Origin of the sequence: Oceanobacillus sp. AG, from assembly GCF_009746545.1 — a bacterium.
GTDB lineage: Bacteria > Bacillota > Bacilli > Bacillales > Amphibacillaceae > Oceanobacillus > Oceanobacillus indicireducens.
Genome location: NZ_WOWT01000013.1, coordinates 45,860 through 70,825, shown reverse-complemented (window position 1 = coordinate 70,825; position 24,966 = coordinate 45,860). Strand labels below are relative to the sequence as shown.

The window sequence follows — 24,966 nt, the reverse complement described above, 5'->3', positions numbered from 1 at the left end:
GACAAGGAAACGGATTTGCAATTAGGAGGTTTTTTCATGCGGAAAATTATTGTTGGATCAAGGCGAAGTAATCTTGCCTTGACACAGACGAAATGGGTTATTGAACAATTAAAAAAAGCAGGGGTGAAAAATGAATTTGTCATCGAGGAAATTGTTACAAAAGGCGATCAGATCCTTGATGTCATGTTATCAAAAGTAGGCGGTAAAGGCTTATTTGTAAAAGAAATTGAGCAAGCCCTTTATGATAAGCGTATCGACTTTGCAGTTCATAGTATGAAAGATATGCCTGCTGTACTTCCGGAAGGCTTAATAATTGGCTCGATTCCAGTTCGGGAGGATTATCGAGATGCTTTCATTTCAAAAAATGATCTGAAACTGAACGAATTACCAGCGGGAGCAATTGTTGGTACCAGCAGTTTACGCCGTAGCACGCAAATCCTTGCCGCGCGCCCAGATCTTGAAATAAAATGGATTCGCGGCAATATTGAAACCCGCCTTAGAAAGCTTAAAGAAGAAGATTATGATGCAATTATTCTTGCAGTCTCTGGCATTAAACGAGTTGGTATGGACTTATCGATAGTTACAGAATACCTTGATCCTGAAGTTTGTGTACCAGCAGTCGGACAAGGAGCTCTTGCGATTGAGTGCCGGGAAGACGATGAGGAAATAAGAGAAATCCTCTCCTTAATCAATGATGAGGAGACAACGGAAACGGTCACAGCAGAACGGACATTTTTAGACTTGCTTGAAGGTGGTTGTCAAGTGCCGATTGGCGGTCATGCCTATTACAAGGAGGATGAACTTGTAATGACAGCGTTGGTCGGAACCCCTGATGGTAAAACAATTTTGAAGGAAGTAGTAAAAGGAAAAAACCCGGTTGAAGTTGGAACAGAAGCTGCGGACTTGCTTATTAATCAAGGAGCAAAAGAAATCGTTCAAAATGCGAAAGAGGAGCAGGAGTAATGTCCGGTGACTTAAAGGGGAAACGTATTATCGTGACAAGGGAAGCCGGTCAAGCGAAAAGTTTCTCGGAAAAAATACGAGAACTCGGAGGCATACCGATTGAAATCCCGCTTCTTCGGATAAATAGTATAACAGCAAGCAATGAGCAGGATGTTTTCAATCGTCTGAAAAGCTATGATTGGATTATTTTCACGAGTGCAAATGGCGTGAATTGCTTTTTTGCTGCATACGATAAAAATGGTGTCCATTTTGGGGAGCAAGTAAAAATCGCTGCGGTTGGTCATAAAACAGATTTGGCACTACAACGATTCGGCTATACAGCTGATCTCGTGCCTGATACATATGATGCAGAATCTTTGGCAGCGATTTTCTTGCCGATTTACCAAAATAGAGAACAGATTTTATTAGTGCGAGGTAGTCGTTCCTTGGATATTTTACCGAAAAAGTTTATGGAAAGAGGCATTACTTTCGATTCGATAGAAGTATATGAGACAATGATAAATGAAGGTATAAAAGAACGATTGAATGAAGTGATACAGAAGAATGCCTTTGATTATCTCACCTTTACAAGCCCTTCAACAGTGAACGCATTTATTGACTTATATGGAGAACCTGTTTCGGTTCCTTGTGTCTGTATCGGTACAACAACGGAAAAGGCGGCAAGTGCGGCAGGTTTCAACCAGTTGATCACTGCAAAAACATTTACGATTGAAGGAATGCTCGAAGCAATGATTCAAGATTAATTGATGGAAGGAATGTTAGATTTGAGAATGAATAATCAATTTAAAAGACATCGTCGCTTACGGAGTAGTGCATCCATGCGGGCGATGGTGCGTGAAACACATCTTCATGTTGAAGATTTTATTTATCCGATATTTGTCATCGAAGGGGAAAATATTAAGAATGAAGTGCCATCGATGCCTTCTGTTTACCAATTCTCACTGGACCGCTTAATGGAAGAGGTAACAGAAGCGTATGAATTAGGTATACGTGCACTTATGTTCTTCGGTGTCGTTACAGGTAAAGACGAGGTTGGTTCCGGGGCGTATGCAGAAGACGGAATTGTGCAGCAAGCTACCAAGCTAGTAAAAGAGAAGTATCCTGAGTTGCTCGTTGTTGCTGATACATGTCTCTGTGAATATACAGACCACGGTCATTGCGGCGTGATTCATGGCAATGATGTAGATAATGACGAGTCATTAAAATTGCTTGCAAAAACAGCTGTATCTCAAGCTGAGGCAGGGGCGGATATTATTGCACCATCTAATATGATGGACGGCTTTGTCGCAGTTATAAGAAAAGCACTGGACGAGGCAGGGTTTACCCACATTCCGATTATGTCATACGCAGTTAAATATGCTTCAGCCTTCTACGGACCTTTCCGCGATGCGGCCGATAGTGCTCCACAGTTCGGTGACCGGAAGACATACCAGATGGATTCGGCAAATCGTCTGGAGGCAATCAGGGAAGCTCGGTCAGACGTTGAAGAAGGGGCAGATTTTCTTATGGTCAAACCAGCGTTATCCTATCTCGACGTCATCCGTGACATCAGAAATGAATTTGACCTTCCCGTTGTTGCTTATAATGTGAGCGGAGAATATGCAATGGTAAAAGCTGCCGCACAGAATGGCTGGATTGATGAGCAACAACTTGTGATTGAAATGCTAACTTCCATGAAACGTGCAGGAGCAGAAATTATATTAACTTATTTTGCAAAAGATATTGCAGCAGTTTTACGTAATTCATGAAGGAGGAACGAACGATGAAAGACTTTTCAAAATCCATTGATGCATATAAAGAAGCAGTTGACTTAATGCCTGGTGGTGTGAACTCACCCGTTCGCGCTTTTAAATCAGTCGGCATGTCGCCAATCTTTATGGAAGAGGGAAAAGGTGCGACAATTATGGATATTGATGGAAATGAATATATTGATTATGTGTTAAGTTGGGGACCGCTTATTTTAGGTCATGCCGATGAGCGGGTAACAACTAAATTGAAAGAAGTAGTTGATAAAGGAACGAGTTTCGGTGCACCAACTGAAATGGAAAATAAATTGGCTGCACTAGTAAAAGAACGAGTGCCTTCCATCGAAATGGTTCGGATGGTAAATTCGGGTACTGAAGCGACGATGAGTGCAATTAGGCTTGCCCGAGGATATACCGGCAGAGATATTATTGTGAAATTTGTAGGAAGCTATCATGGCCATGGTGATTCCTTATTAATTAAAGCTGGTTCCGGTGTAGCAACACTCGGTCTCCCGGATAGCCCAGGGGTGCCGGCTTCGACTGCAAGTAACACAATTACAGTTCCATATAATGATTATGAAAGTGTTCAACTTGCATTCGAACAGTACGGCGACCAGATTGCTGCGGTCATTACCGAGCCTGTCTGTGGTAACATGGGAGTCGTTCCACCAAGAAATAACTTCTTACAAAACTTGCGTGAACTTACTACAAAGCATGGTGCATTACTTATTTTTGATGAGGTCATGACAGGCTTTCGTGTTGGTTATAATTGTGCACAAGGTTATTATGATGTAATACCGGACCTTACTTGTCTCGGGAAAGTTATCGGTGGAGGGCTTCCAGTCGGTGCATTCGGTGGAAAACGAGAGATTATGGAACAAATCGCACCTCAAGGTTCGATCTATCAAGCGGGAACATTATCCGGAAACCCTCTAGCAATGACAGCGGGTTACGAAACATTAAAAGCGATGGACGAAGCGGCGTATGAAGAGCTCGGGAGATTAGCTGACAGGTTAGAGGCAGGTTTCCAGGAAGCTAGCCAGCAACATGGTATTCCATTACAAATTAACCGTGTCGGTTCTATGGTCGGTGTATTCTTTACAGCTGAAGAAGTCATCAACTTTGAAACAGCACAAACTTCTGATTTAGACCGTTTCGCGGCTTATTATCGCGGCATGATTGAAGAAGGAATTTTCCTGCCACCATCCCAATTTGAAGGGCTATTCCTTTCAACCGCACATACGATGGAACACATTGAAAAAACAATCCAAGCAGTGAACCAGGTGTTTGCAAATCTAGCTAAATAATAACTCACTTTGGTTTTTTGGTTCGAAAATTAAGTCATAACCTTTGAAGACCTGATACACGAGGATTACTCCTCCAGCTGTATCAGGTTTTTTTCATGCATATCTCCTTTTCCCCATTCATATAGATAGTGTATACACAGGGTTTAACTGTATAGGCAATGGAGAAGGGAGGAGTTATTTTGTCTTCTGCTAATCAAAATTTTCAATTTGAATTACAAGAAACATTATATTTTGACCGAGGCGATGAAGTACTCGAATTAATAGGCGTTTCACTTAATCCGGAAATAACGATTCAACCATATGATACGTACGTGTCCATCCGGGGCGAGATTGAACTGCGGGGAGAATATATGCGCGATGAACAACGGATAGACGAAACAGATCACCCTGCACTAAATGAGCTTGATGATTTGGATGCGAGAAGGTTTGTGGAAAAAGTAGAGTGTAAAGAAGATAATATGGCTGAATTTTATCATCGTTTTCCTGTAGATATTTCCGTTCCGGAATACCGGATTGAGAACATGGATGATATTAGAATAGAAATTATTAACTTTGATTATGAATTACCGGCAAATTCAAAATTACAGCTTACTGCAGTAGCGGAAATTCAAGGAATTAAAGCGGAAGTCGATTTATGGCAAGAACGAGAAACAGAGGAAAGGAAAGTAGAGTCGGAAGAGGACGAAGAACCAGACTCATTCACATTTGAAGTGGAAAGAGAAGAGGTTGTTGCAGAAGAGGAAAGGATCAAGGAAGTAGTAGAGGAGTTGGAGCAAGAGGAAGAAGCGGAAGTGGAAGAGGTAATAGATGTAAATGAAGTACGGGAACTGGAATGGGAAGAAGTGCAAGAAAATGAACTGATAATCCGTGCGAAGGAAGAAGAGGAAGTAGAAGAAGATGGAAAGACGGCTGAAGTTGTAAATGATGTTAGTTATTTAAAAGACATATTCCGCGATGAAGAGGAAGAAAGCTATGTAAAAATGCGAATTTGCATTGCACAAGAAGACGATACGATCGAATCAATCGCGGAAAGATTTCAAGTTAGTGCGCTACAGTTAATCAAACAAAATAAACTTGATGAAGACTTTGATATTAGCGAGGGACAGTTACTGTATATCCCGAAGAAATGAAATAATCCCCTTGTGAATGGAAGCAAGGGGTTTTCCTATGTTAAGCATTCCGGAGGTTATCAGGATGGAGAAACAAACTGAAATTCTTAAAGCCTATAATATATATCCTCAGGCAATTGTCGCTGTTACGGACCGGCTGCATAAAGTAAAGGCAGGCGGAAAAGAATATGCATTAAAACGGAGCAGGTTAGATAAACAATCCATAGAAAATTGGGTGTCCGTCTACACCCGCGCAAATCAGGAAAACCTCCATGAAATCATCCCTGTTTATTTAACTCGGAATCGGAAAATGTATGTTGAGTTTGCAGGTGAGTTTTATTACCTGACACCTTGGATAGAGACAAATACTAGATTTATTGGTGAAAATCGCATCCAGTCCATCTATAGGCAAATCGGTAGAATTCATGTTCAAACGAAAAATCTGTACCGATTAAACAAGGATGAATTGGCGAATCGTTTTCAGACATATCAAGGAAACTGTACGAAAGATGAAACTCGGCTACTTGCGTGGATAGAAATCATAGAACAAAAACATTATCCATCTCCCTTTGAACTGCAAGTATTAACCCATTATCGTGATATACGATTCTCCCTTTTCCGCTCCCGTCAACTAGTAGATGAAATCCTTTCCCTCGCGGAGGAGGAGTCGAGTTGGGGAATCAGTCTGAATCATGGTAATTTACAAGCCGGACATATATTTGATCATTATTTTATTAATTGGGAAAGCGCCTGTTATAAACATGCGGTCTTTGATTTAGTGGACTTGTTCCGTTACGGAGCAATCCATGAGTCACAATTGAAGAGCCACTTTCTGAAAAACTTCTCCATCTATATGGAAGAGAATCCGTTAACTTCCCTGGAACAAGCTTTACTCTGCCTATATTTGCTGAACAGTGAAGCATATTTACGCTTAGTCGAGCAATACCATACAGCCAATGAAACTAACATTTCCCATATACAGTTGTCTATTGAACTTGAACAGATTTATCGCCGAATAATCTTCGGGTTGAGTTTCCAAGAAATGCTTGAACAAAGGGCAAGGAAAGACGATTAAAACCATTCCAAGTAAAAAGCAATATAGAGAAATACGAAAACACCTAGTAAAAATACATCTAAAGTTGTCGGAAGTATAATCGTACGGAGAAGCTGATATACTAATAACGGCGCCATCGCTTTTTCTAAAACGAACAAGCATTGCCTCGCCCATGGAGGCAGGCGATAACGATAATACCGACCCATACCATTCACCTCATTATAAATGATGAAGTACCATGCTTTATCGTATGTTGTGGCCACGTTTTTGTTCCGGTTAGAGTTGACGTTTTTAAGTGAAGTGTATACAATATAAGGTAATTAAAATATAATGATGCAAATGATTGGGAAGAGTACAGGATGAACGCCTACAGGAAGGGAAATGATTTGCTGAGAATTTCCTAGGAAGGTTGTGCTGGAAGGTCGCCCTTGATGCAGCTGCTTCGAATTACAGTAGAGGCACGCCGGCTATGCGCCGATATCTGTCGATGAGTGTACAAATATTTATTTGTAAACAAAGGTGGTACCACGGAAGTTAACTCTTTTCGTCCTTTTTTGAAGGATGGAAAGGGTTTTTTAATTGTTAAAACTAAAGGAGGGTGATCGGTAATGTCGGATAAAAAAGTAACATTGCCATCAAAATATAATCCAAATGAAGTAGAAGCGGGTCGTTATCAATTTTGGCTGGAGGGGAAATTCTTTGAAGCCCCGAATGATCCGAAGAAGGAGCCTTATTCTATCGTTATTCCGCCGCCAAACGTAACGGGCAGGCTGCACCTAGGGCACGCTTGGGATACGACAATGCAAGACACGATTATCCGTATGAAGCGAATGCAAGGATATGATGTTCTCTGGCTTCCAGGGATGGACCATGCAGGAATTGCAACCCAGGCAAAAGTTGAAGGTGAATTGAAAAAGATGGGAACGAACCGTTATGAGCTTGGACGGGAAAAGTTCCTTGAGAAATCTTGGGAATGGAAGGAAGAGTATGCTTCTTTCATCCGTTCACAATGGGAAAAGCTTGGCTTAAGTGTTGATTACTCGCGAGAACGATTTACGCTTGATGAAGGATTGTCCGATGCGGTTAAAGAGGTTTTCGTCAAGCTTTATGAGAAAGGACTCATCTACCGTGGCGAATACATTATCAACTGGGATCCGCAAACAAAAACAGCTCTCTCCGATATTGAAGTAATTCATGAAGAGGTCGAAGGGAAATTTTACCACTTTAAATATCCAATCAAAGATAGTGATGAGTTTATCGAGATTGCTACAACACGTCCGGAAACGATGCTTGGAGATACGGCGGTAGCTGTTCATCCGGATGATGAAAGGTACCAACATCTTATTGGGAAAACGGTAATTTTGCCACTTGTCGGTAGAGAAATCGAAATCGTTGCAGATGATTATGTTGATATGGAACTAGGTTCTGGTGCGGTAAAAATAACACCGGCCCATGATCCGAATGACTTTGAGATTGGTAATCGTCATAACTTGGAAAGAGTTCTTGTTATGAATGAAGACGGCACGATGAATGAAAACGCTGGTAAATATGAAGGTATGGACCGGTTTGAATGCCGTGAACAGATTGTAAAAGATCTAGAAGAAATCGGTGCCCTTCTGAAGATTGAGGAAAGGGTCCACCAGGTTGGCCACTCGGAACGAAGCGGCGCAGTTGTTGAACCGTATCTATCGACCCAATGGTTCGTAAAAATGAAGCCACTTGCTGATGCTGCAGTTGCGCTACAAGACAGTGACGATAAAGTCAATTTCTTCCCAGAAAGATTCGAACGGACGTACCTCCACTGGATGGAAAACATTCGTGATTGGGTAATTTCGCGACAGTTGTGGTGGGGCCACCGGATTCCGGCCTGGTACCATAAAGAAACAGGAGAAATCTATGTAGGAAGAGAAGCCCCTCGTGATCATGAGAATTGGGAACAGGATGAAGATGTACTTGATACATGGTTCTCCTCCGCCCTTTGGCCGTTCTCTACGATGGGCTGGCCGGATACAGAAGCGGCTGATTACAAACGTTACTTCCCGACTCAAGCACTCGTAACTGGCTACGACATCATCTTTTTCTGGGTAGCACGGATGATTTTCCAGTCGAAGGAATTTACAGGGGAAAAGCCATTTGAAGATGTGCTCATCCATGGATTAATCCGTGATGCAGAAGGAAGGAAAATGAGTAAATCTCTTGGTAATGGTGTTGACCCGATGGATGTTATCGATAAATACGGGGCAGACTCCCTTCGTTACTTCTTGTTAACTGGCTCAACGCCTGGACAGGATTTACGATTCCACTGGGAAAAGGTTGAATCGACTTGGAATTTCGCGAATAAAATCTGGAACGCTTCCCGATTTGTCTTAATGAATTTAGAGGATTTCAACTATGAAGATATTGATTTGTCTGGAGATCTTTCAGTTGCTGATAAATGGATCCTGACAAGATTGAACGAGACGATTGATCAAGTAACGAAGAATACGGATAAATATGAATTTGGGGAAGCGGGTCGACAGTTATATAACTTTATTTGGGATGAGTTCTGTGACTGGTATATTGAAATGGCGAAACTGCCGCTTTATAGTGATGATGCCGCCAAAAAGAAAACGACGCAATCTGTATTAGCTTATGTGCTTGACCAGACGATGCGTTTGTTGCACCCGTTTATGCCATTCATAACAGAAGAAATTTGGCAGCAATTGCCACATGCTGGAGAATCCATTACAATTGCCAGCTGGCCACAAGTGAAACAGGAATTCCATGATGAACTGGCTGTTAAAGAAATGTCCCGTCTCATGGCTATCATCAAGTCAGTTCGTAATATCCGAGCTGAAGTTGATACACCAATGTCGAAGAAGATCAATATGCTAATTGAGGCGGAGAACGAACAAATTGTCTCTGAACTTGAGCGAAATCGTCCATATGTAGAGCGTTTCTGTAATACGGAAAAATTAGAAATTGCCGCTAAGCTACAAGTTCCAGATAAAGCAATGACAGCCGTTGTGACAGGAGCAGAGATTTTCCTGCCGCTGGAAGGTCTAATCGATATTGATAAAGAATTGGAACGTCTGGAAAAGGAATTGGATAAATGGACTCAAGAAGTAGATAGAGTTAAGAAGAAATTATCTAATGAAGGCTTTGTGAACAAAGCTCCAGAAGCTCTAGTTGAATCGGAAAGACAGAAGGAAAGAGATTACTTGGAAAAACAAGCAAAAGTAAAAGCAAGACTGGAAGAATTAAAAGGCTAGGAAAAAAAGAAGCAGCTGGAAGTTCAACTCATTGAACCCCAGCTGTTTTTTGCTCCCCATTATAATTTATTTAAAATATATTCCACCATATAATCTGCAGCATTGATGCCAGTACATTCATATAAATTCCGGATATGTGCATTGGAGTTTATTTCACATACGATTGGCTGATTCCCATCACCATACAGTAAATCGACTCCGGCAAAATCAGCGTCGATTGCTTTCGCCGCCTTCACTGCCAGTTCCTCTTCTTCTTGTGATGGTGTGTAAGCTTCCATTCGACCTCCTGCCGTAACATTAGCCCGGAAATCACCTGCAGACTTCCTTTTCATTCCAGCGACGACTTTGTCACCCACAACTTGCAAACGAATATCCACTCCATAACTGGTGTGGACAAATTCCTGGAAGACAAATGGCTTATTGCCGATTAACTGGAGTTTTTTATCGAGTTCCTGTTTATTTTTAACAAGATATACTTGCTCACCGAAGGAACCGAATGCTTCTTTCATTACGAGAGGAAATCCGAGTTCTTTAATCGCCTTGTTTATAATCCCTTCGTCCAAACTCCCTGTGTGGAAGATTTTTGGAGCGATAATTGTTTTCGGAATTGGCAGCTGTAATTTGGCGAGTTTTTGATACGTTGCAATTTTATCATCACTTACAGCAATCGCTTTTGCCTGATTAAATACAGGAACACCAAGGTATTCCAATTGCTTCGCTAAATAAATATCCTTATCTGTAAACACTACATAATCAGGAAGGGGGATTTCTGGTAATAAACCAAGACTAGAGGTTGTAAGCAGACTTAGTAAATCATTATTTTTAATGATTTCAGCCTTACTATTTAATGCCCTTGCAGCTGTTTGAATCATTTCCGCGAAATCAAGAAATTTATTTCCTGGCAAGTTGCCGTTATAGATGATCCATCCGGTTCGTTTCAACTTTCATTTTCCTTTCTGCTATAATTAACTTACGATTAATCGAGGAAAGCGGTGTTATCATGTTTTCTACTATACAAGAGGTGGAAGTGTTTTTCAATGAACGAAAAAAATTGGGGATGAAACCAGGTCTTGAACGGATTACTGGATTGCTCAAGCGTTTAGATAATCCAGAAAAACATTTCAAAGCGATTCACATTGCTGGTACGAACGGTAAAGGATCAACATTGCATTTTATTAAAGCCGCCCTGATGGCAAATGGTTATGAGGTTGGGGTTTTTACATCACCGAGCTTCACGGGCTTAGGAGGCCACATTTTTCTAAACGATCAACAACTATCTGAACAAGCATTGCTTGAATGGATGAATCGCCTTTTCCCACATATTAGGGAAATGGATAAGGCGGATCTTGCACCGACAGAGTTTGAAATACTTACTGCTCTGGCGTTTTCTTTTTTTGCGGAAAATGGAGAAATTGTTCTGATTGAGACGGGAATGGGTGGGCGATTCGACACAACGAACGTCTTGCAGCCGATTCTGTCGATTATTACATCGATTGCTCTTGACCACACGGATTATTTAGGCGGAAGTGAGGAGGAAATTGCTTGGCACAAGGCTGGAATTATTAAAAAAGCGATACCAGTTATCATTGGTAATGTGAGTGAGGAAGCTTTTGCTGTAATTAAAGAAGAGGCCCGGCAAAAACACGCTCCCTATTATAGGCTTGGGATCGATTTTAATCGCAGCCAGCTTAACCTGCAAATGAAAGGTGAACACCAGCTTGATAATGTCAGTCTTGCGATTCAAGCGGTCCTTATTTTAAAGGGAAATGGCTTTGAAATGGATGTAGAAAAAGGGATTCACCAGATGGAAAAGACGACGCTTCCCGGCCGGTTTGAACAGATTCAAAGTAATCCAGTGATTATCCTTGATGCCGCCCATAACCCGGACGGGATAAAGGCTTTTGTTCAGACTGCCAATGCATTATTCCCAGATGCGGACAAGCATGTGATTGTTGCCATGTTTCGTGATAAGGCAACGGAAGAGATGCTGCACTTACTAACAGAACAATTTGATCATGTCACCCTCACTTCCTTCGATCATCCGCGGGCATGGAACCTTGATGAATTACAAGGAAGTACCTCGGTCGACCAAATAGAATCTGACTATCAAGCAGTTCTCAAACGTACTTTACAAAGTGATAGCGTATATTTTATTACCGGCTCGCTTCATTTTATAACAGAGATACGTCACTATTTATTGAATCAACGTAAAAAGTTGTAGAAAACTTTTACAATTCACCTGACAAATTTCTTCTAGTTTTTCATTCTGAATATGGTAGAGTGATGCAAAGGAATTCTAGCAGGGAGTGACGAGATGTCAGATAATAAATATACGGATGATCGGTTTATTGAGGATGGCAGCGCAGTAAAGAAGAAAGTAGAAAATGAGTTTACACCTGTCCATTATCATCCAAAAAAAGTAAAGGATAAGAGTTGGCTTGCACCTGTTTTCCTGACCATTCTATCAGCCGGTGTGATTGGTACAGTGTTAGGAATATTTATTATCAATTTATTTACCGGTATCGAAAATGAGCAGACGGGTGAGGATCCGAGTCCCTCTACAGCAGTCACCGCCCAAGAAACGGACAATCAAGTAAAAGCGGAGCAACAATTGCCGACACTTGCTGCTTACGTTCTCCAAGCTGGTCTATTTGAGGAAAAAGCAAATGCAGAGGAATGGCAGCAATCCTATATGTCAGCAGGGGAACCAGCATTCATTTGGGAGCGAGACGGTCAATACTTTTTATTGATTGGGATTTTCCATACGGAGGAACAAGCTAAACAAAGAGCCGTGGAGTTACAAGGTGAAGGATTCGATGTGTTCGTCAAAGAGTGGCAAACGAATGAAAAAGAGCTGAATCTAACAGAAGGTGCGTCTGAATGGGTCAATCAGCTAGGGCAAGTATGGGAGGAAGCATTAACTGCCAAAGAAAACACTCCCCTCGTGAACCATTTGGAACAAGCACCAAAAGAAGATGAATTAGGGAATCTCGTTGAAATTTTGGGTGAACAGACAGAAAATATTGAAGTTTATCTTCTCCAAGTCATGCAAGCTTATGATAATTTATAACTTGTCTGTTTTAGAATTATCAACAGATAACACCACCTGATAAGGAGAATATCCTCGGGTGGTTTTTGCATTTTCACTTGGAAAACAGTCTATAAAAAAGGGATACGGGAAGTTGAGTTTTCCTTGCGAAGTTCGTAAAGTGAGAGCAAGAAAGGAGGTTGTAGGAATGCAAATCATGATTAAAGATGTACCGAAAGAGGATAGACCGAGGGAGCGTGCTATTCGACTTGGGGCAAGTCATCTGACCAATCAGGAAATCTTAGCAATCCTACTCGGTAGCGGCACGAAACTAGAGTCTGTCACGATGCTCGCCAATCGGGTCCTTATGCATTTTGAAGGGTTAAAATTATTACACGATGCCACATTTGAAGAATTGACAGCGATTAAAGGAATCGGTCATGCAAAAGGAGTGCAGATCCTTGCTGCAATTGAACTTGGAAAAAGAATGAGTCAGTATAATCCGGATGATAAATACGTGATCCGTTCACCCGACGACGGAGCAAATTATGTCATGGAAGAGATGCGCTTATTGAAGCAGGAACATTTCGTCGTTCTGTTCCTGGACACCAAGAACCACGTTATTCACAGGCAAACCATTTTTGTCGGAAGCCTCAATGCTTCGATTGTCCACCCGCGCGAGGTCTTCCGTGAAGCCGCAAAGCGTTCAGCTGCTTCGATAATTCTGACACACAATCATCCTTCAGGGGATCCCTCACCATCTCAAGAAGATATCCATGTGACGAGACGCTTAGTCGAGGCTGGGAAAATAATGGGAATAGAAGTACTCGATCATTTAATCATTGGAAATCGTAAATTTGTGTCATTGAAGGAAAAAGGGTATCTGTAACAATATAAGACTATCTATTTTATCATTTATTTCGTATAATATTATAGGAATTGTTTTATCAAGCGCCATTTTTCTGCTAACAATTGAAAGTGGCGCTTCTTAATCTTGAAAAAGGCTAAAATGAATGTTTGCAACAGGTTTAAGAAATAGATATAGTTAACTACATATAAGAAATTCGTGAACGGAGAGGGAGATTGGATTGGCAAAGTTTAGTTTTTCGCAGGATTTTGGTATCGATTTAGGTACTGCAAATACATTGGTGTTCGTTAAAGGTAAAGGAGTAGTTGTGCGGGAGCCGTCCGTTGTTGCCAAAAATTTGGAAACAGGTAATATCGAAGCGGTTGGAAGTCATGCAAGAAATATGATTGGTCGTACGCCAGGAAACATAACAGTTATTCGGCCGATGAAAGATGGGGTTATTGCGGATTATGACACGACGGCAGCGATGATGAATTATTATATTAAGAAGGCAATGCGTGGTCGTTCCATTTTTGCAAAGAAACCGAATGTGATGATTTGTGTTCCTTCTGGAATTACGATGGTGGAAGAACGTGCGGTAATTGATGCGACTAAACAAGCTGGCGCCCGCGAGGCGTTTGCGATCTCAGAACCATTTGCTGCTGCTATCGGTGCTGGTCTTCCTGTTTGGGAGCCTACAGGCAGTATGATAGTCGATATTGGCGGGGGAACAACAGAAGTTGCGGTAATCTCCCTTGGCGGCGTTGTTACAAGCCGTTCAATCCGTGTAGCCGGTGATAATATGGATGATGCGATTATTAATTATATCCGCAAAGAATATAGCTTGTTAATTGGAGAACGTTCAGCGGAGTCAATGAAATTAGATATTGGAACGGCAGGAGAAGTAACCGAAGACAGCGAATTGGATATTAGAGGAAGAGATTTGCTGACTGGCCTGCCGAAAACAATTTCAGTAACTGCGAAAGAAGTATCTTCTGCTTTAAATGAAACAGTGGATGCAATTGTTGAAGCAGTGAAGAACACACTTGAAAAAACACCGCCAGAACTTGCTGCAGATATTATGGATCGCGGTATTGTACTGACAGGCGGTGGCGCGATGCTCAAAAATATAGACCAAGTAATAAGTGATGAAACGAAAATACCGGTTTTCATTGCGGATGAGCCACTAGAAAGCGTGGCAGTAGGAACAGGGAAGTCAATTGACTATATCCAGCATTTCCGAAATACAAATGTTTCAACTCTATCTTCAAATAATTAAGTAGGTGTTTTCATGCGTTTTTTTAGGAATAAACGACTTTTTATCTTTCTGATTGGTTTTATCTTACTCGTCGTGCTTGTTGGTTACACCTTCAAAGACCGGATAAATGTTACCTTTGCAGAAGAATTTATAAACGATGCGATTGGCTGGGTGCAATATGTGATCCACACACCAGTCAATTTTACAACAGATGTCTTTACAAATATTAAAGATTTCCGCAACACATATGAAGAAAATCAGGTACTGAAAGAACAACTTAGCCAGTACCGCTCACTCATTTACGAAGTTCAGGAAGTTAATAAAGAAAATGAAGAATTACGTGATGTGCTCGATTTGATGGAATCTGATTCAATTCGCAGTCATGAGGCAATTCAGGCAATCGTTATTGCCCGCTCTCCCGAAAGATGGCTTGAACAGGTAACAATCAATAAAGGTAAAAATCACGGTGTCAAAGCAAATATGTTAGTTATGACGGCAGATGGGATGATTGGAAAGGTTCAGTCAGCCAATGAGCATACTGCTAGAGTAAAATTGTTAACCGGATTTGATCAATTTAATCGGATATCTGCAATGGTTTCCCGTGATAAGGGACGCAATATATTCGGTATGATCGAAGGGTTTGATGAGGAGACGAATTCATTACTCTTCCGCATCATTGAAGAATCGGAGCAAGACATAGAGGAAGATGACCTTGTCGTATCTTCTGGTATGGGGGGCGTATTTCCAGCGGGAGTTCCGATTGGTACAGTAAAGGAAGTGACATCAGATCAATACGGTTTAACCCAGATTGCTCTTGTTGAGCCGTCTTCCGATATGTATGATATTAATCATGTCATCGTACTTGACCGTGCAGTTGACCAAGTTGATGAATCTAGTGAGGCAGATGATGGAGAAGAGGAGGACAATGAAGAATGAAAAAGGCCTACTTACCACTCATTCTACTTGTTCTTGTAATTATTGAGGGTTTGGCAATCAACCTTCTACCAAAAGAAATAGCATTAAGTGATTATTTAATTATCGCTCACTGGGTTCTAGCTTTTCTTGTTTACATTGCTGTTTACTACGATGTGGAAGATACATATTATTCCATTGTATATGCCTTTATGTTTGGGCTATTAATTGATGTTGTCTATGCAGGTGTTCTTGGTGTTTATATGTTTTCCTATGGGATCGCAATCTACGCTGTACACGGTCTCCAGAAAATATTGCATCGTAATTTTTACGTCTTGCTTCTACTATGTGTTACGGCAATTGCACTTGCTGATGGCTTAATTTACTTGATGTATACCGTTATTGGTGTGACAGATATGATTTGGTCGGATTATTTACTTAGAAGATTACTGCCGACAATACTTGCTAATCTGTTATTTTTACTACTTCTCTTTCCTTTACTTAAAAAACGAATTGTTCGCTGGAGTGAGGAACAATTGGATCACGGAAATTAAAAAGTGGAGGATATTTAGGGCTTTTTTGGAAGAGGTGACGAAATTTGCATGAAAAGAAACCAATAATCACGATAAAAGGGAACAGGGAAGGCCTTACATTAATGATTGATGATGAAGTGCCTTTTGAAGAAGCCCTTGTCGAATTAAAAGATAAATTACAATCGACTCAACAAAATAAAAATGAACCGGTTGTTTCTGTGAAAGTACAATCTGGCAATCGTTTTGTAGACGAAGAAAAGCAGTATAAGTTACGGGATATGATTGAAGGGGAAAATCATTTTAAAGTAACAGCAATTGAAACAAATGTTGTTCACCGTGATGAAGCGCTGCGCTGGAAAGAGGAGAGTGAAATTAAGACGATCCACCGGATTATTCGTTCTGGACAAGTCTTAAAAGTAACTGGCGATCTCTTGCTTATTGGTGATGTAAATCCGGGTGGTAAGGTTATGGCCACTGGTAATATTTATGTTTTAGGTAATTTATTCGGGATTGCCCATGCTGGTTATAAAGGTGATCGCAGTGCATTTATTGCAGCATCTTATATGAAGCCGACTCAGTTGCGGATTGCTGACTATATTAGCCGCGCACCAGACTATGAAGCAGATGGTGTCTATATGGAGTGTGGCATAATTGATGAAAATGAAGATAAAATCATCATTGATTCGTTAAAGCTTCTTTCACGGAAACGAAATGAAATAAGCGGATTCGAAAGGAGAATGCAAAATGGGTGAAGCTATTGTAATTACTTCTGGTAAAGGTGGCGTAGGAAAAACAACAACGACCGCTAATATAGGTACAGCATTAGCTTTAATGGAGAAAAAAGTCTGTCTGGTGGATACAGATATAGGCTTAAGAAATCTTGATGTGATTATGGGACTTGAAAATCGGATTATCTATGACATTGTGGATGTCGTTGAGGAACGCTGCCGGTTAAATCAAGCATTGATTCGCGATAAACGCTTCGACTCTTTGGTTCTTCTCCCAGCTGCACAAACCAGTGATAAATCTGCGGTTACCGTTGAAGGTATGAAAAAAATCGTTGCTGAATTGAAGCAAGAATATGATTATATAATTATTGATTGCCCTGCAGGAATTGAGCAGGGATTTCAAAATGCTATTGCGGGAGCGGATCGGGCTATTGTCGTAACGAATCCCGAGAAATCAAGCGTGCGTGATGCTGATCGCATCATAGGCCTCTTGGAACAGGAAGAAATGACGGAATCTCCTCGTCTTATTATCAACCGGATCCGGAATCATATGATGCAAAGTGGCGACATTATGGAAGTGGATGAGATCGTCCAGTTATTGGCGATTGATTTAATAGGTATTGTGATCGATGATGAGGAAGTCATTAAAGCTTCTAATAATGGCGAGCCTGTTGCTTTAAACCCCAACTCTAAAGCTTCCATTGCTTATCGAAATATTGCAAGAAGAATCCTTGGAGAAAATGTTCCGCTACAATCTTTAGAAGAAGATAAAGGCATCTTCCAACGCTTCAAAAAATTCATCGGCATGCGCTCATAAAACTATAATAATATTAATCAAAGAGGCTGGGACATAACTTCTTAGTATGGTTATAAATCCGAACAAATGATAAGAAAGAGCATCAACAACCGCTCCGGGAATATACTACGCTTTCCGCAGGCGGCTGGTGAGCCTCCTCGGGCTGCCGCCCTGCGGGGTCTCACCGATGCCTTTCCTCCTGCTGGAGTCTCCGTATATTCCCGGAGCTAGTTAGCAGTTTTGTTCGGATTTAATTCATATTAGAATAGTTATGTCCCAGCCTCTTTTTGGTTTCTTATTTGAATCTGCAACTTCTATATATCGGAGGTTAATCCCGTCGCACCAGAAATACAGTACACTTTCCGCGGGCTATTCATCCAAAACAAATTAAAATGAACAGAAACTCCTGCGGGAGGCCGGCTAAGTACGATCACGTCCTGTGTGACCAATGCCGGCATTAGAGCCTCCTGTCCGTCGATAGGCATCAACTATAAATCATTCATAACTCCGGACGAGCTTTCATATATTGATAAGGAAATAGCAGGAAAGACGGTGAATGGAATGAGTAGGGATATAAGAAAAGTTCGAAAAGCAATAGAACAACGTAAAAAAGAACGGAGCGTACCAAAAAAAGGAATGGAACAAGACAGTGGAATCTTTCACCAACCAGAAGAAAAACACGGATATCCACCAGAAATTAACAACTATGTTTTTAAAAAGAAAGCAGGTAAAGACCTTGTAACCGGCCTGATGATGAAAGGTATTCTGTCGGGAATTCTATTCTTTTCTGTCGCTCTTTTAATGACTACCAACCACACCTTACTTACAAAACCTCAGGAAATGGCCAATCAATTATTACGTAATGACTTCCCATTCGCTAAAGTAAACAGTTGGTACCGGGATGTATTCGGCAGTCCATTAGCATTCTCCCCGCAATCTGTGGATCTGCCAGAGGAACACCAGGAAGCGGTTATGCCGGTAACAGGAGATATAATTGAAACCTTCCAAACGAATGGAACAGGTGTAAAGATATCTCCAGGTAAAGAAACGGATATCGTTGCTCATCACGAAGGAGTTGTTGTATTTGCAGGGAAATATCCGGACACAGGTCGAACAATTGTCGTCCAACATGCTGATGGGACGAATTCTAGTTATGGTAATTTAACGGATATTGATGTGCATCTATATCAATACGTAACGGCAAACGAGCGAATTGGTACATTCGCACCTACGGAAAGTGCTGATGCAGTTTATTTTTCTCTGGAAAAAGATAATACATTTCTAGATCCGGTCAAGGTAATAGTGGTTGATGATGGCTCGTAACCTACTTCCCCCCCTTCACATTCATCCAGTTCTAATATTATTTATCGGCATTTCTTTACTGACTGGTACTTTCATGGAAATGATGATTATCTTTGCAATTGTGTTTATTCATGAAATGGGGCATTATTTAGCGGCGAAATTTTTCAAATGGCGGGTAAAAAGAGTGATGCTCTGGGTGTTTGGTGGAGTAATGGAGACGGAGGAACATGGAAATCGTCGGGTGAAAGAAGAATTAATCGTTACGTTGGCAGGACCAATTCAGCATATTCCAATCTACCTTGTCCTTCATGCGCTGTTTTATCTCGAGTTGATTTCAGAACCGCTATTCCAAACAGCGATATGGTATAATACGGTTATACTTTTATTTAATTTATTGCCAATTTGGCCACTTGACGGCGGAAAAATTCTTTTTTATTTATTATCGGTCATCCTTCCTTTTCGGAAAGCATTGGATGCCATTTTTTTATTATCTTTGAGTTTGTGTGCTTTTCTTTCGATAGGTTATATAATTTTTTACCCATTTACGTTGACCTTTACCGCAATCATGATTTTTCTATTTCTTGAAAACAGATTAGAATGGAAACGCCGATTCTATGTATTCATGCGTTTTCTTATGGTAAGATACAGAGGGAACGAGACTGTTAAAAAAATTGAACCGTTATATTTGCCGGGTAATTTAACATTGATGGACGTATTTAATCATTTCAAAAGAGAAAGAAGACATTTGATCATTATTCCAGCTAATGAAAGATCCGTTAAGCGAATCGATGAAACAGACTGTTTACATGCCTATTTCCGTGAAAAACAATATACGAAACGAATAAAAGATTTATTCTAAATGGAAACTTGACACAACTGCTTTAAATATGGTAATATCAATACGTTATACAACGTAGCACCAGTGCTACAACCGCTCAGAACAGGTTTTAAACTTTTATGAGTGAGAGTACCTGTATGGCGAGTCTTAGTGATTAAGGAGGTGCGGATTCATGTACGCAATTATCGAAACAGGTGGTAAGCAAGTTAAAGTTCAAGAAGGTCAAGAAATTTATGTTGAAAAAATTTCTGCAGAGCCAAACGAAACGGTAACATTTGACAAAGTACTCTTCGTTGGTGGAGATGACGTAAAGGTCGGAGCTCCATATGTTGACGGTGCGAACGTAACAGCTAAAGTTGAAAAGCAAGGCCGTCAAAAGAAAATTAGAGTATTCAAATACAAACGTAGAAAGAACTACCATCGTACACAAGGGCATAGACAGCCTTACACAAAAGTAGTAATTGAAAAAATCAATGCTTAAAGGTCGGTTCAAGTGATTCAAATAACTGTTGAACGTAAGAAAGATTTATTGCACTCCATTGAACTTTCTGGACATGCTGAAAGTGGACCATATGGCTATGACCTCGTCTGCGCGGCTGTTTCCGGAGTGTCGATTGGGGCAGTAAACGCAGTCTTCGAATTAACTGATACGGATATTGACGTTAAGCAGGGAGGAGAAGGTGGTTATTTAAAAATCACTTTCCCTTCCCTCTATATTGAAAACGAATTGGAAAAAGCACAACTTCTTCTTGAAGGAATGCTTGTTTCCTTAAAATCCATTGAAATGGAATACGGTGAATTTATACAAATTCAGGAAACATAAGGAGGTGCACGATATGCTACGTTTAGATTTACAGTTCTTTGCTCAGAAAAAAGGTGCAGGTAGTACTCGTAACGGACGTGATTCACATTCAAAACGTCTAGGCGCAAAACGTGCGGATGGCCAGTTTGTAACAGGTGGTTCCATTCTATACCGTCAACGCGGTACAAAAGTTTACCCGGGTGATAACGTTGGCCTTGGTTCAGATGATACACTATTTGCAAAAGTGGATGGTGTTGTTAAGTTCGAACGCTATGGTCGCGACCGTAAGAAAGTAAGTGTTTATCCGGAAGCTCAAGAAGCATAAAAGATAAATAGCGAACTCCAGCCAAATTTCGGCTGGAGTTTTTTGCTACTCACATAGGAGCCTATAAATTAAAATTCCAACCTCCACATATTGGGTTTCCCTCATGTTTAGAGGAGGGGGTATTACAGACCGTTAATGCGAGATAAAGCGCCCTCCAGTTAGTACGTTGCTGTGACACTACTGAATGTGCTAGTGCGATCATTTCGGTGGGGCGAGTAATCCCAGTTCCAAGTGTTGCAACAAGAAAGACCTCGTGCTTTTATCCTTTCCCGTCTTTATTAAATTTGATGAAGTATTCATTCGTTTCTGCTATACTTTCTATATCAATGGGAGGTACACTTATGGAAGCAAAAGAGGTAGTAAGTATCATTCAATCGTATCGTCATGATTTGCTGAACGATCTGCAGATTATTCAGGGATATGTTAAATTAGGTAAGATGGAAAAAGTGGACGACAATCTGAATAAACTCTTCGCATTTTTCCATAAGGAAAGGACATTACTGAATCTGAATATCCCTCATGTTGTTATCTGGTTTTTGGAATTCAGGATGAAGTACAATCAATTTAAGCTTGATTATTCGATCCGAATTGATGATATAAAATTAACAGATGCAGATCTGTATATTAAAGAGAAACTGGATCAAATTATTCAAGATATAGAACAAAGAGCCGATGACGTAAACGTTTATACCATTTACGTGGATTTTACAGAAAATGAAAATGGCTGTACTATAAATGTTTCCATCGATTTGAAAGAGAGAAGTGCGGAAGATAATATTCCCCCTTCAGAAGATATTTACATAAAACAAACACCGGAAAAACGGATCTATAGCTTTGACGTGTTTGCAAGTTAAGAGGTGATAGTATGTTCGTCGATCAGGCTAAAGTATATGTGAAAGCAGGAGACGGTGGAAATGGTCTCGTTGCCTTCCGCAGGGAAAAATTTGTTCCAATGGGAGGACCAGCCGGCGGTGATGGCGGTAATGGAGCAGATGTAATTTTTGAAGTTGATGAAGGTTTGAACACACTGATGGATTTCCGTTATAATCGTCACTTTAAAGCAAAACGCGGCGAAAACGGAATGAGTAAATCAATGCATGGAAAAAATGCTGAAGCCCTTGTCTTAAGTGTGCCGCCTGGAACGGTTGTTATTGATGAAGAAACAGAAGAAGTAATTGCAGATTTAACCGAACATAAACAACGGGCCGTCATTGTCAAGGGTGGAAGAGGCGGACGAGGGAATGTTCGCTTTGCGAGTCCCAAAAACCCCGCACCGGAAATTGCAGAAAACGGGGAACCTGGTGAGGAGAAAAATATCCGTATTGAACTTAAAGTAATTGCGGATGTTGGACTAGTTGGTTTCCCGAGTGTTGGTAAATCAACACTGCTATCTGTCGTAAGTGCAGCAAAACCTAAAATTGCCGATTACCATTTTACAACTTTGGCCCCGAATTTAGGAGTAGTCGATACAGGAGATGGTCGCAGTTTTGTTATGGCAGATTTGCCAGGTTTAATTGAAGGAGCGAGCGAAGGAGTAGGTCTCGGTTTTCAATTCCTCCGTCATGTCGAGCGGACAAGGCTCATCGTTCATGTCATTGATATGGCTGCATTAGACGGGCGTGATCCCTATGAGGATTATGTTACGATTAATGAAGAGCTTGCGTCTTATAACGAACGGCTTAAGAATTTGCCTCAGATAATTGTAGCGAATAAAATGGAGATGCCGGAAGCACAGGAAAATCTTGTCGACTTCAAGGAGAAGCTAGGGGAAGATATACGTATTTTCGAGGTTTCAGCAATCACAAAACAAGGTTTGAAAGAGCTAATTTATGAAATTGCTGACGGACTTGATAAAATTCCGAAGAGAGAACCTGATAAGACTGAGAGAGATGAAACGGTTGTCTATCGTCATCATAAAAAAGCGGATGATTTTCATATTACACGTAACCCGGATGGTTCTTTCGTTCTTCACGGGGAAAAATTGGAACGATTATTTAAAATGACTGATTTTACTCGCGAGGAATCGCAGCAGCGCTTCGCCCGTCAGTTAAGAGGAATGGGTGTAGATAATGCGCTTAGAGAACGGGGAGCAAAGGACGGAGACACGATCCATTTGCTTGATTTGGAATTTGAATTTATAGAATAGATTTGTTTTGGGGGGGACCATTTTGACGACGATTGGATATTTAGGACCAAAGGGAACATTTACGAAATTAGCGGTGGATACAACATTCAATAATGAGGACAAAGTCAGTTATTCAACGATCCCTGAATGTATTGATGCAGTAGCAAATGATGAGATTGACATAGCGGTAGTACCGATAGAGAATGCGATTGAGGGAACTGTGCAGTTGACTGTAGATTATTTAATTCATGAAGTCACTTTACCGGTTGTGGCAGAAGTTGTTGTACCAATTCAACAACATTTACTCGTAAGACCGGATTTTGGTGGAAACGTATCGCAAATTACGGAAATTCATTCCCATAGTCATGCGATCGCTCAGTGCCATCGTTATCTTCATAAAAACTTAACTACAGCAAAGTTTTCGTATACGACCTCTACCGGTCGAGCGGCAGAAATTGTCGCTGAAAGTACAGAACCAATTGCTGCGATTGGAAACAGTTTGGCAGCTGAAGAATATGGTTTACAGATTTTCGCGGAAAATATTCACGATTATGCCAATAATCATACGCGATTTATCGTATTGGCAAAAAATAAAGCAATAGTAAATGTGAAGCATCCGGTTCAATTGGAGAAAACGACGTTGAAGATTACGTTACCTAGTGATCAACCAGGTGCCCTACATCAGATTCTCTCCGCTTTTGCTTGGAGGAAGATGAATTTGTCAAAAATTGAATCCCGTCCGACAAAAACAGGATTAGGAAATTACTTCTTTATCATTGACGTCAACCAAGCTTATGATGATGCACTGTTCCCTGGGGTGAAAGGAGAACTCGAAGCGCTTGGCTGTGAGGTGAATGTATTAGGTACCTATCCGGTATATCACATGAATCTATAATAACGCAGAGGCTAGGAAGATAAATTTTCTCTTAGCTTCTTTTTTGTGTTCCTTCCGGGTTAACTTTTGAGATTACGTTGCATATGTTGATATAGAGTAATTAGCCTAGATTGTTAACTAGAAAGGAAGGATCTTTTTGAAAATACACATTGTCCAAAAAGGAGACACGTTATGGGAGATTGCGAAGAAGTATCATGTGGATTTTGAAGAGTTAAAAGAACTGAATTCACATTTAGCAACCCCTGATATGATCATGCCCGGGATGAAAATAAGGATACCGACCCATTCCAAAAAGGTGACTCATGGAGATAAAACAAAAACGTTACCAAAAGCTGAAAAGAAACATGTTCCTGCTCCGAAAAAAGAAGTTAAGAAAGAAAAACCAATGACAGAGCTACCAAAAATGCCGACATTTCCATTTGAACCGGAGAAAATGTTACCAACTCTTGAGAAAAAGCACAAAGAGCATCCAGCACAAATTCATCCAGAACTTCCGAAAACTAGTAAAAAGAAAGAAAAACCAAAAGCTAAAGAACATGTAAAACCGAAACAAGAAAAACAAGAAAAAAAAGTAATGCCAAAAACACAGCCCGCGCACCCACCAATGCAGCCGCCTATGCACCAGCCAATAATGCCGCCGATGGAACAACCATGTTTCGTGCAACCACAAATGATGCCAATGTTTACTTATCCTTGTTCAGGATATATGCCAATGCCGCATGTACCAAGTAGTTGTGGTTGTGGCTGTGGCGGGGGACTTGGACATCAGTCGTTCCATCATGGTGGGGGATATGGACATCAATCGTTCCATCATGGCGGGCATGACCCGATGTTTATGCCTATGCAAATGCATACGCAAATGCCGATGCAAATGCAGATGCAGCACCAACCTCAAGTATTTCCTGGTATGATGCATCAACAGCAATTCCCATCAGAAGATATGTATCAAGGAGTAAACACAAATAACATGCAGATGTTTCCAGAACCAGCTTCAGGGTTAAGGAATGAAGAATTAGAGTTATACCCGACACCGGATGGGAATGAAGCAGATGCCTCAAATGATGAGAAAGAAGAATAATCATAAATCATTCAGAGACGAGACGTTACGTCTCTTTTTTTTGGGGTAAAAGAGAAATAGAAGAAATGGA

26 protein-coding genes and 2 other annotated features are annotated in these 24,966 nt (G+C 40.8%); of the genes, 24 read left to right on the top strand and 2 right to left on the bottom strand.

Annotation, left to right across the window (positions count from 1 at the left end; genetic code table 11):
• Window positions 1-36: 36 nt before the first annotated feature.
• From hemC to GN217_RS08755, 6 genes are all read left to right on the top strand, one after another.
• Window positions 37-963: a hydroxymethylbilane synthase gene (hemC, locus tag GN217_RS08780; protein WP_156856306.1), complete on the top strand. Its 927-nt coding sequence runs from the start codon at window positions 37-39 to the stop codon at window positions 961-963.
• Window positions 963-1,706, top strand: a complete 744-nt coding sequence (locus tag GN217_RS08775; RefSeq protein ID WP_156856305.1) for a uroporphyrinogen-III synthase — start codon at window positions 963-965, stop codon at window positions 1,704-1,706. The genes hemC and GN217_RS08775 overlap by 1 nt, the downstream gene beginning before the upstream one ends.
• 3 nt (window positions 1,707-1,709) lie before the next feature.
• Window positions 1,710-2,711 carry a porphobilinogen synthase gene (gene hemB / locus GN217_RS08770; protein WP_232334379.1) on the top strand — a complete coding sequence of 334 codons (1,002 nt, stop codon included), beginning with the start codon at window positions 1,710-1,712 and terminating at the stop codon, window positions 2,709-2,711.
• A gap of 14 nt (window positions 2,712-2,725) precedes the next feature.
• Window positions 2,726-4,015: a glutamate-1-semialdehyde 2,1-aminomutase gene (hemL, locus tag GN217_RS08765; RefSeq protein WP_156856304.1), complete on the top strand. Its 1,290-nt coding sequence runs from the start codon at window positions 2,726-2,728 to the stop codon at window positions 4,013-4,015.
• A gap of 179 nt (window positions 4,016-4,194) precedes the next feature.
• Complete coding sequence (locus GN217_RS08760; protein ID WP_198042617.1) at window positions 4,195-5,145, top strand: LysM peptidoglycan-binding domain-containing protein; 951 nt, start codon at window positions 4,195-4,197, stop codon at window positions 5,143-5,145.
• Window positions 5,146-5,209: 64 nt separating this feature from the next.
• Window positions 5,210-6,199 (top strand): protein kinase family protein, encoded by a 990-nt coding sequence (locus GN217_RS08755; RefSeq protein WP_156856302.1) that lies wholly within the window; start codon window positions 5,210-5,212, stop codon window positions 6,197-6,199.
• Here the strand turns inward: GN217_RS08755 and GN217_RS08750 are convergent.
• The gene (locus GN217_RS08750) at window positions 6,196-6,384 is read right to left on the bottom strand and encodes a hypothetical protein (protein ID WP_156856301.1); all 189 of its coding nucleotides are present in this window, start codon (window positions 6,382-6,384) and stop codon (window positions 6,196-6,198) included. The genes GN217_RS08755 and GN217_RS08750 overlap by 4 nt on opposite strands.
• A gap of 124 nt (window positions 6,385-6,508) precedes the next feature.
• Window positions 6,509-6,733 (top strand) — a binding site (T-box leader).
• Window positions 6,734-6,786: 53 nt separating this feature from the next.
• On the opposite strand from GN217_RS08750, the gene GN217_RS08745 reads away from it, so the two are divergent.
• Window positions 6,787-9,429 (top strand): valine--tRNA ligase, encoded by a 2,643-nt coding sequence (locus GN217_RS08745; protein ID WP_156856300.1) that lies wholly within the window; start codon window positions 6,787-6,789, stop codon window positions 9,427-9,429.
• A 59-nt stretch (window positions 9,430-9,488) separates the two neighbouring features.
• On the opposite strand, the gene GN217_RS08740 is transcribed toward GN217_RS08745, so the two are convergent.
• Window positions 9,489-10,370, bottom strand: coding sequence for an ATP-grasp domain-containing protein (locus tag GN217_RS08740; protein WP_156856299.1), 882 nt, complete (start codon window positions 10,368-10,370; stop codon window positions 9,489-9,491).
• A gap of 116 nt (window positions 10,371-10,486) precedes the next feature.
• Here GN217_RS08740 and GN217_RS08735 point away from each other — a divergent pair, with 116 nt between their 5' ends.
• The 17 genes from GN217_RS08735 (at window position 10,487) to safA (ending at window position 24,896) form a co-directional block, all read left to right on the top strand.
• Window positions 10,487-11,650: a bifunctional folylpolyglutamate synthase/dihydrofolate synthase gene (locus GN217_RS08735; protein WP_232334382.1), complete on the top strand. Its 1,164-nt coding sequence runs from the start codon at window positions 10,487-10,489 to the stop codon at window positions 11,648-11,650.
• A gap of 93 nt (window positions 11,651-11,743) precedes the next feature.
• Window positions 11,744-12,499, top strand: a complete 756-nt coding sequence (locus GN217_RS08730) for an SPOR domain-containing protein (RefSeq protein WP_156856297.1) — start codon at window positions 11,744-11,746, stop codon at window positions 12,497-12,499.
• A 166-nt stretch (window positions 12,500-12,665) separates the two neighbouring features.
• Window positions 12,666-13,346, top strand: coding sequence for a RadC family protein (gene radC / locus GN217_RS08725; protein ID WP_156856296.1), 681 nt, complete (start codon window positions 12,666-12,668; stop codon window positions 13,344-13,346).
• Between the two features lie 199 nt (window positions 13,347-13,545).
• On the top strand, window positions 13,546-14,583 hold the full coding sequence (locus GN217_RS08720; RefSeq protein WP_156856295.1) for a rod shape-determining protein: 1,038 nt from the start codon (window positions 13,546-13,548) through the stop codon (window positions 14,581-14,583).
• Between the two features lie 12 nt (window positions 14,584-14,595).
• Window positions 14,596-15,498: a rod shape-determining protein MreC gene (gene mreC, locus GN217_RS08715; protein WP_156856294.1), complete on the top strand. Its 903-nt coding sequence runs from the start codon at window positions 14,596-14,598 to the stop codon at window positions 15,496-15,498.
• Entirely contained in the window at window positions 15,495-16,028 is a 534-nt protein-coding gene (mreD, locus tag GN217_RS08710) for a rod shape-determining protein MreD (protein WP_156856293.1), read from the top strand. Before mreC ends, mreD begins: the two co-directional genes overlap by 4 nt.
• Before the next feature lie 44 nt (window positions 16,029-16,072).
• Window positions 16,073-16,759 (top strand): septum site-determining protein MinC, encoded by a 687-nt coding sequence (gene minC / locus GN217_RS08705; protein WP_156856292.1) that lies wholly within the window; start codon window positions 16,073-16,075, stop codon window positions 16,757-16,759.
• The gene (gene minD / locus GN217_RS08700) at window positions 16,752-17,552 is read left to right on the top strand and encodes a septum site-determining protein MinD (RefSeq protein WP_156856291.1); all 801 of its coding nucleotides are present in this window, start codon (window positions 16,752-16,754) and stop codon (window positions 17,550-17,552) included. The genes minC and minD overlap by 8 nt, the downstream gene beginning before the upstream one ends.
• Before the next feature lie 540 nt (window positions 17,553-18,092).
• Entirely contained in the window at window positions 18,093-18,854 is a 762-nt protein-coding gene (locus tag GN217_RS08695) for a M23 family metallopeptidase (RefSeq protein ID WP_156856290.1), read from the top strand.
• A complete protein-coding gene (locus GN217_RS08690; protein WP_156856342.1) occupies window positions 18,841-19,692 on the top strand; it encodes a M50 family metallopeptidase in 852 nt (283 codons plus the stop codon). The genes GN217_RS08695 and GN217_RS08690 overlap by 14 nt, the downstream gene beginning before the upstream one ends.
• A 60-nt stretch (window positions 19,693-19,752) precedes the next feature.
• Window positions 19,753-19,829: a sequence feature (ribosomal protein L21 leader region), on the top strand.
• A 14-nt stretch (window positions 19,830-19,843) separates the two neighbouring features.
• A complete protein-coding gene (gene rplU, locus GN217_RS08685) occupies window positions 19,844-20,152 on the top strand; it encodes a 50S ribosomal protein L21 (protein ID WP_156856289.1) in 309 nt (102 codons plus the stop codon).
• A gap of 12 nt (window positions 20,153-20,164) precedes the next feature.
• Complete coding sequence (locus GN217_RS08680; RefSeq protein ID WP_156856288.1) at window positions 20,165-20,494, top strand: ribosomal-processing cysteine protease Prp; 330 nt, start codon at window positions 20,165-20,167, stop codon at window positions 20,492-20,494.
• Between the two features lie 13 nt (window positions 20,495-20,507).
• On the top strand, window positions 20,508-20,798 hold the full coding sequence (gene rpmA / locus GN217_RS08675) for a 50S ribosomal protein L27 (RefSeq protein WP_156856287.1): 291 nt from the start codon (window positions 20,508-20,510) through the stop codon (window positions 20,796-20,798).
• Window positions 20,799-21,139: 341 nt separating this feature from the next.
• The gene (locus tag GN217_RS08670) at window positions 21,140-21,652 is read left to right on the top strand and encodes a Spo0B domain-containing protein (protein WP_198042616.1); all 513 of its coding nucleotides are present in this window, start codon (window positions 21,140-21,142) and stop codon (window positions 21,650-21,652) included.
• Window positions 21,653-21,663: 11 nt separating this feature from the next.
• Window positions 21,664-22,944, top strand: coding sequence for a GTPase ObgE (gene obgE / locus GN217_RS08665; RefSeq protein WP_156856285.1), 1,281 nt, complete (start codon window positions 21,664-21,666; stop codon window positions 22,942-22,944).
• 22 nt (window positions 22,945-22,966) lie between these two features.
• Window positions 22,967-23,818 (top strand): prephenate dehydratase, encoded by an 852-nt coding sequence (pheA, locus tag GN217_RS08660; RefSeq protein ID WP_156856284.1) that lies wholly within the window; start codon window positions 22,967-22,969, stop codon window positions 23,816-23,818.
• A 136-nt stretch (window positions 23,819-23,954) separates the two neighbouring features.
• Window positions 23,955-24,896 carry a SafA/ExsA family spore coat assembly protein gene (gene safA, locus GN217_RS08655; protein WP_156856283.1) on the top strand — a complete coding sequence of 314 codons (942 nt, stop codon included), beginning with the start codon at window positions 23,955-23,957 and terminating at the stop codon, window positions 24,894-24,896.
• The last annotated feature ends 70 nt before the right edge of the window (window positions 24,897-24,966 follow it).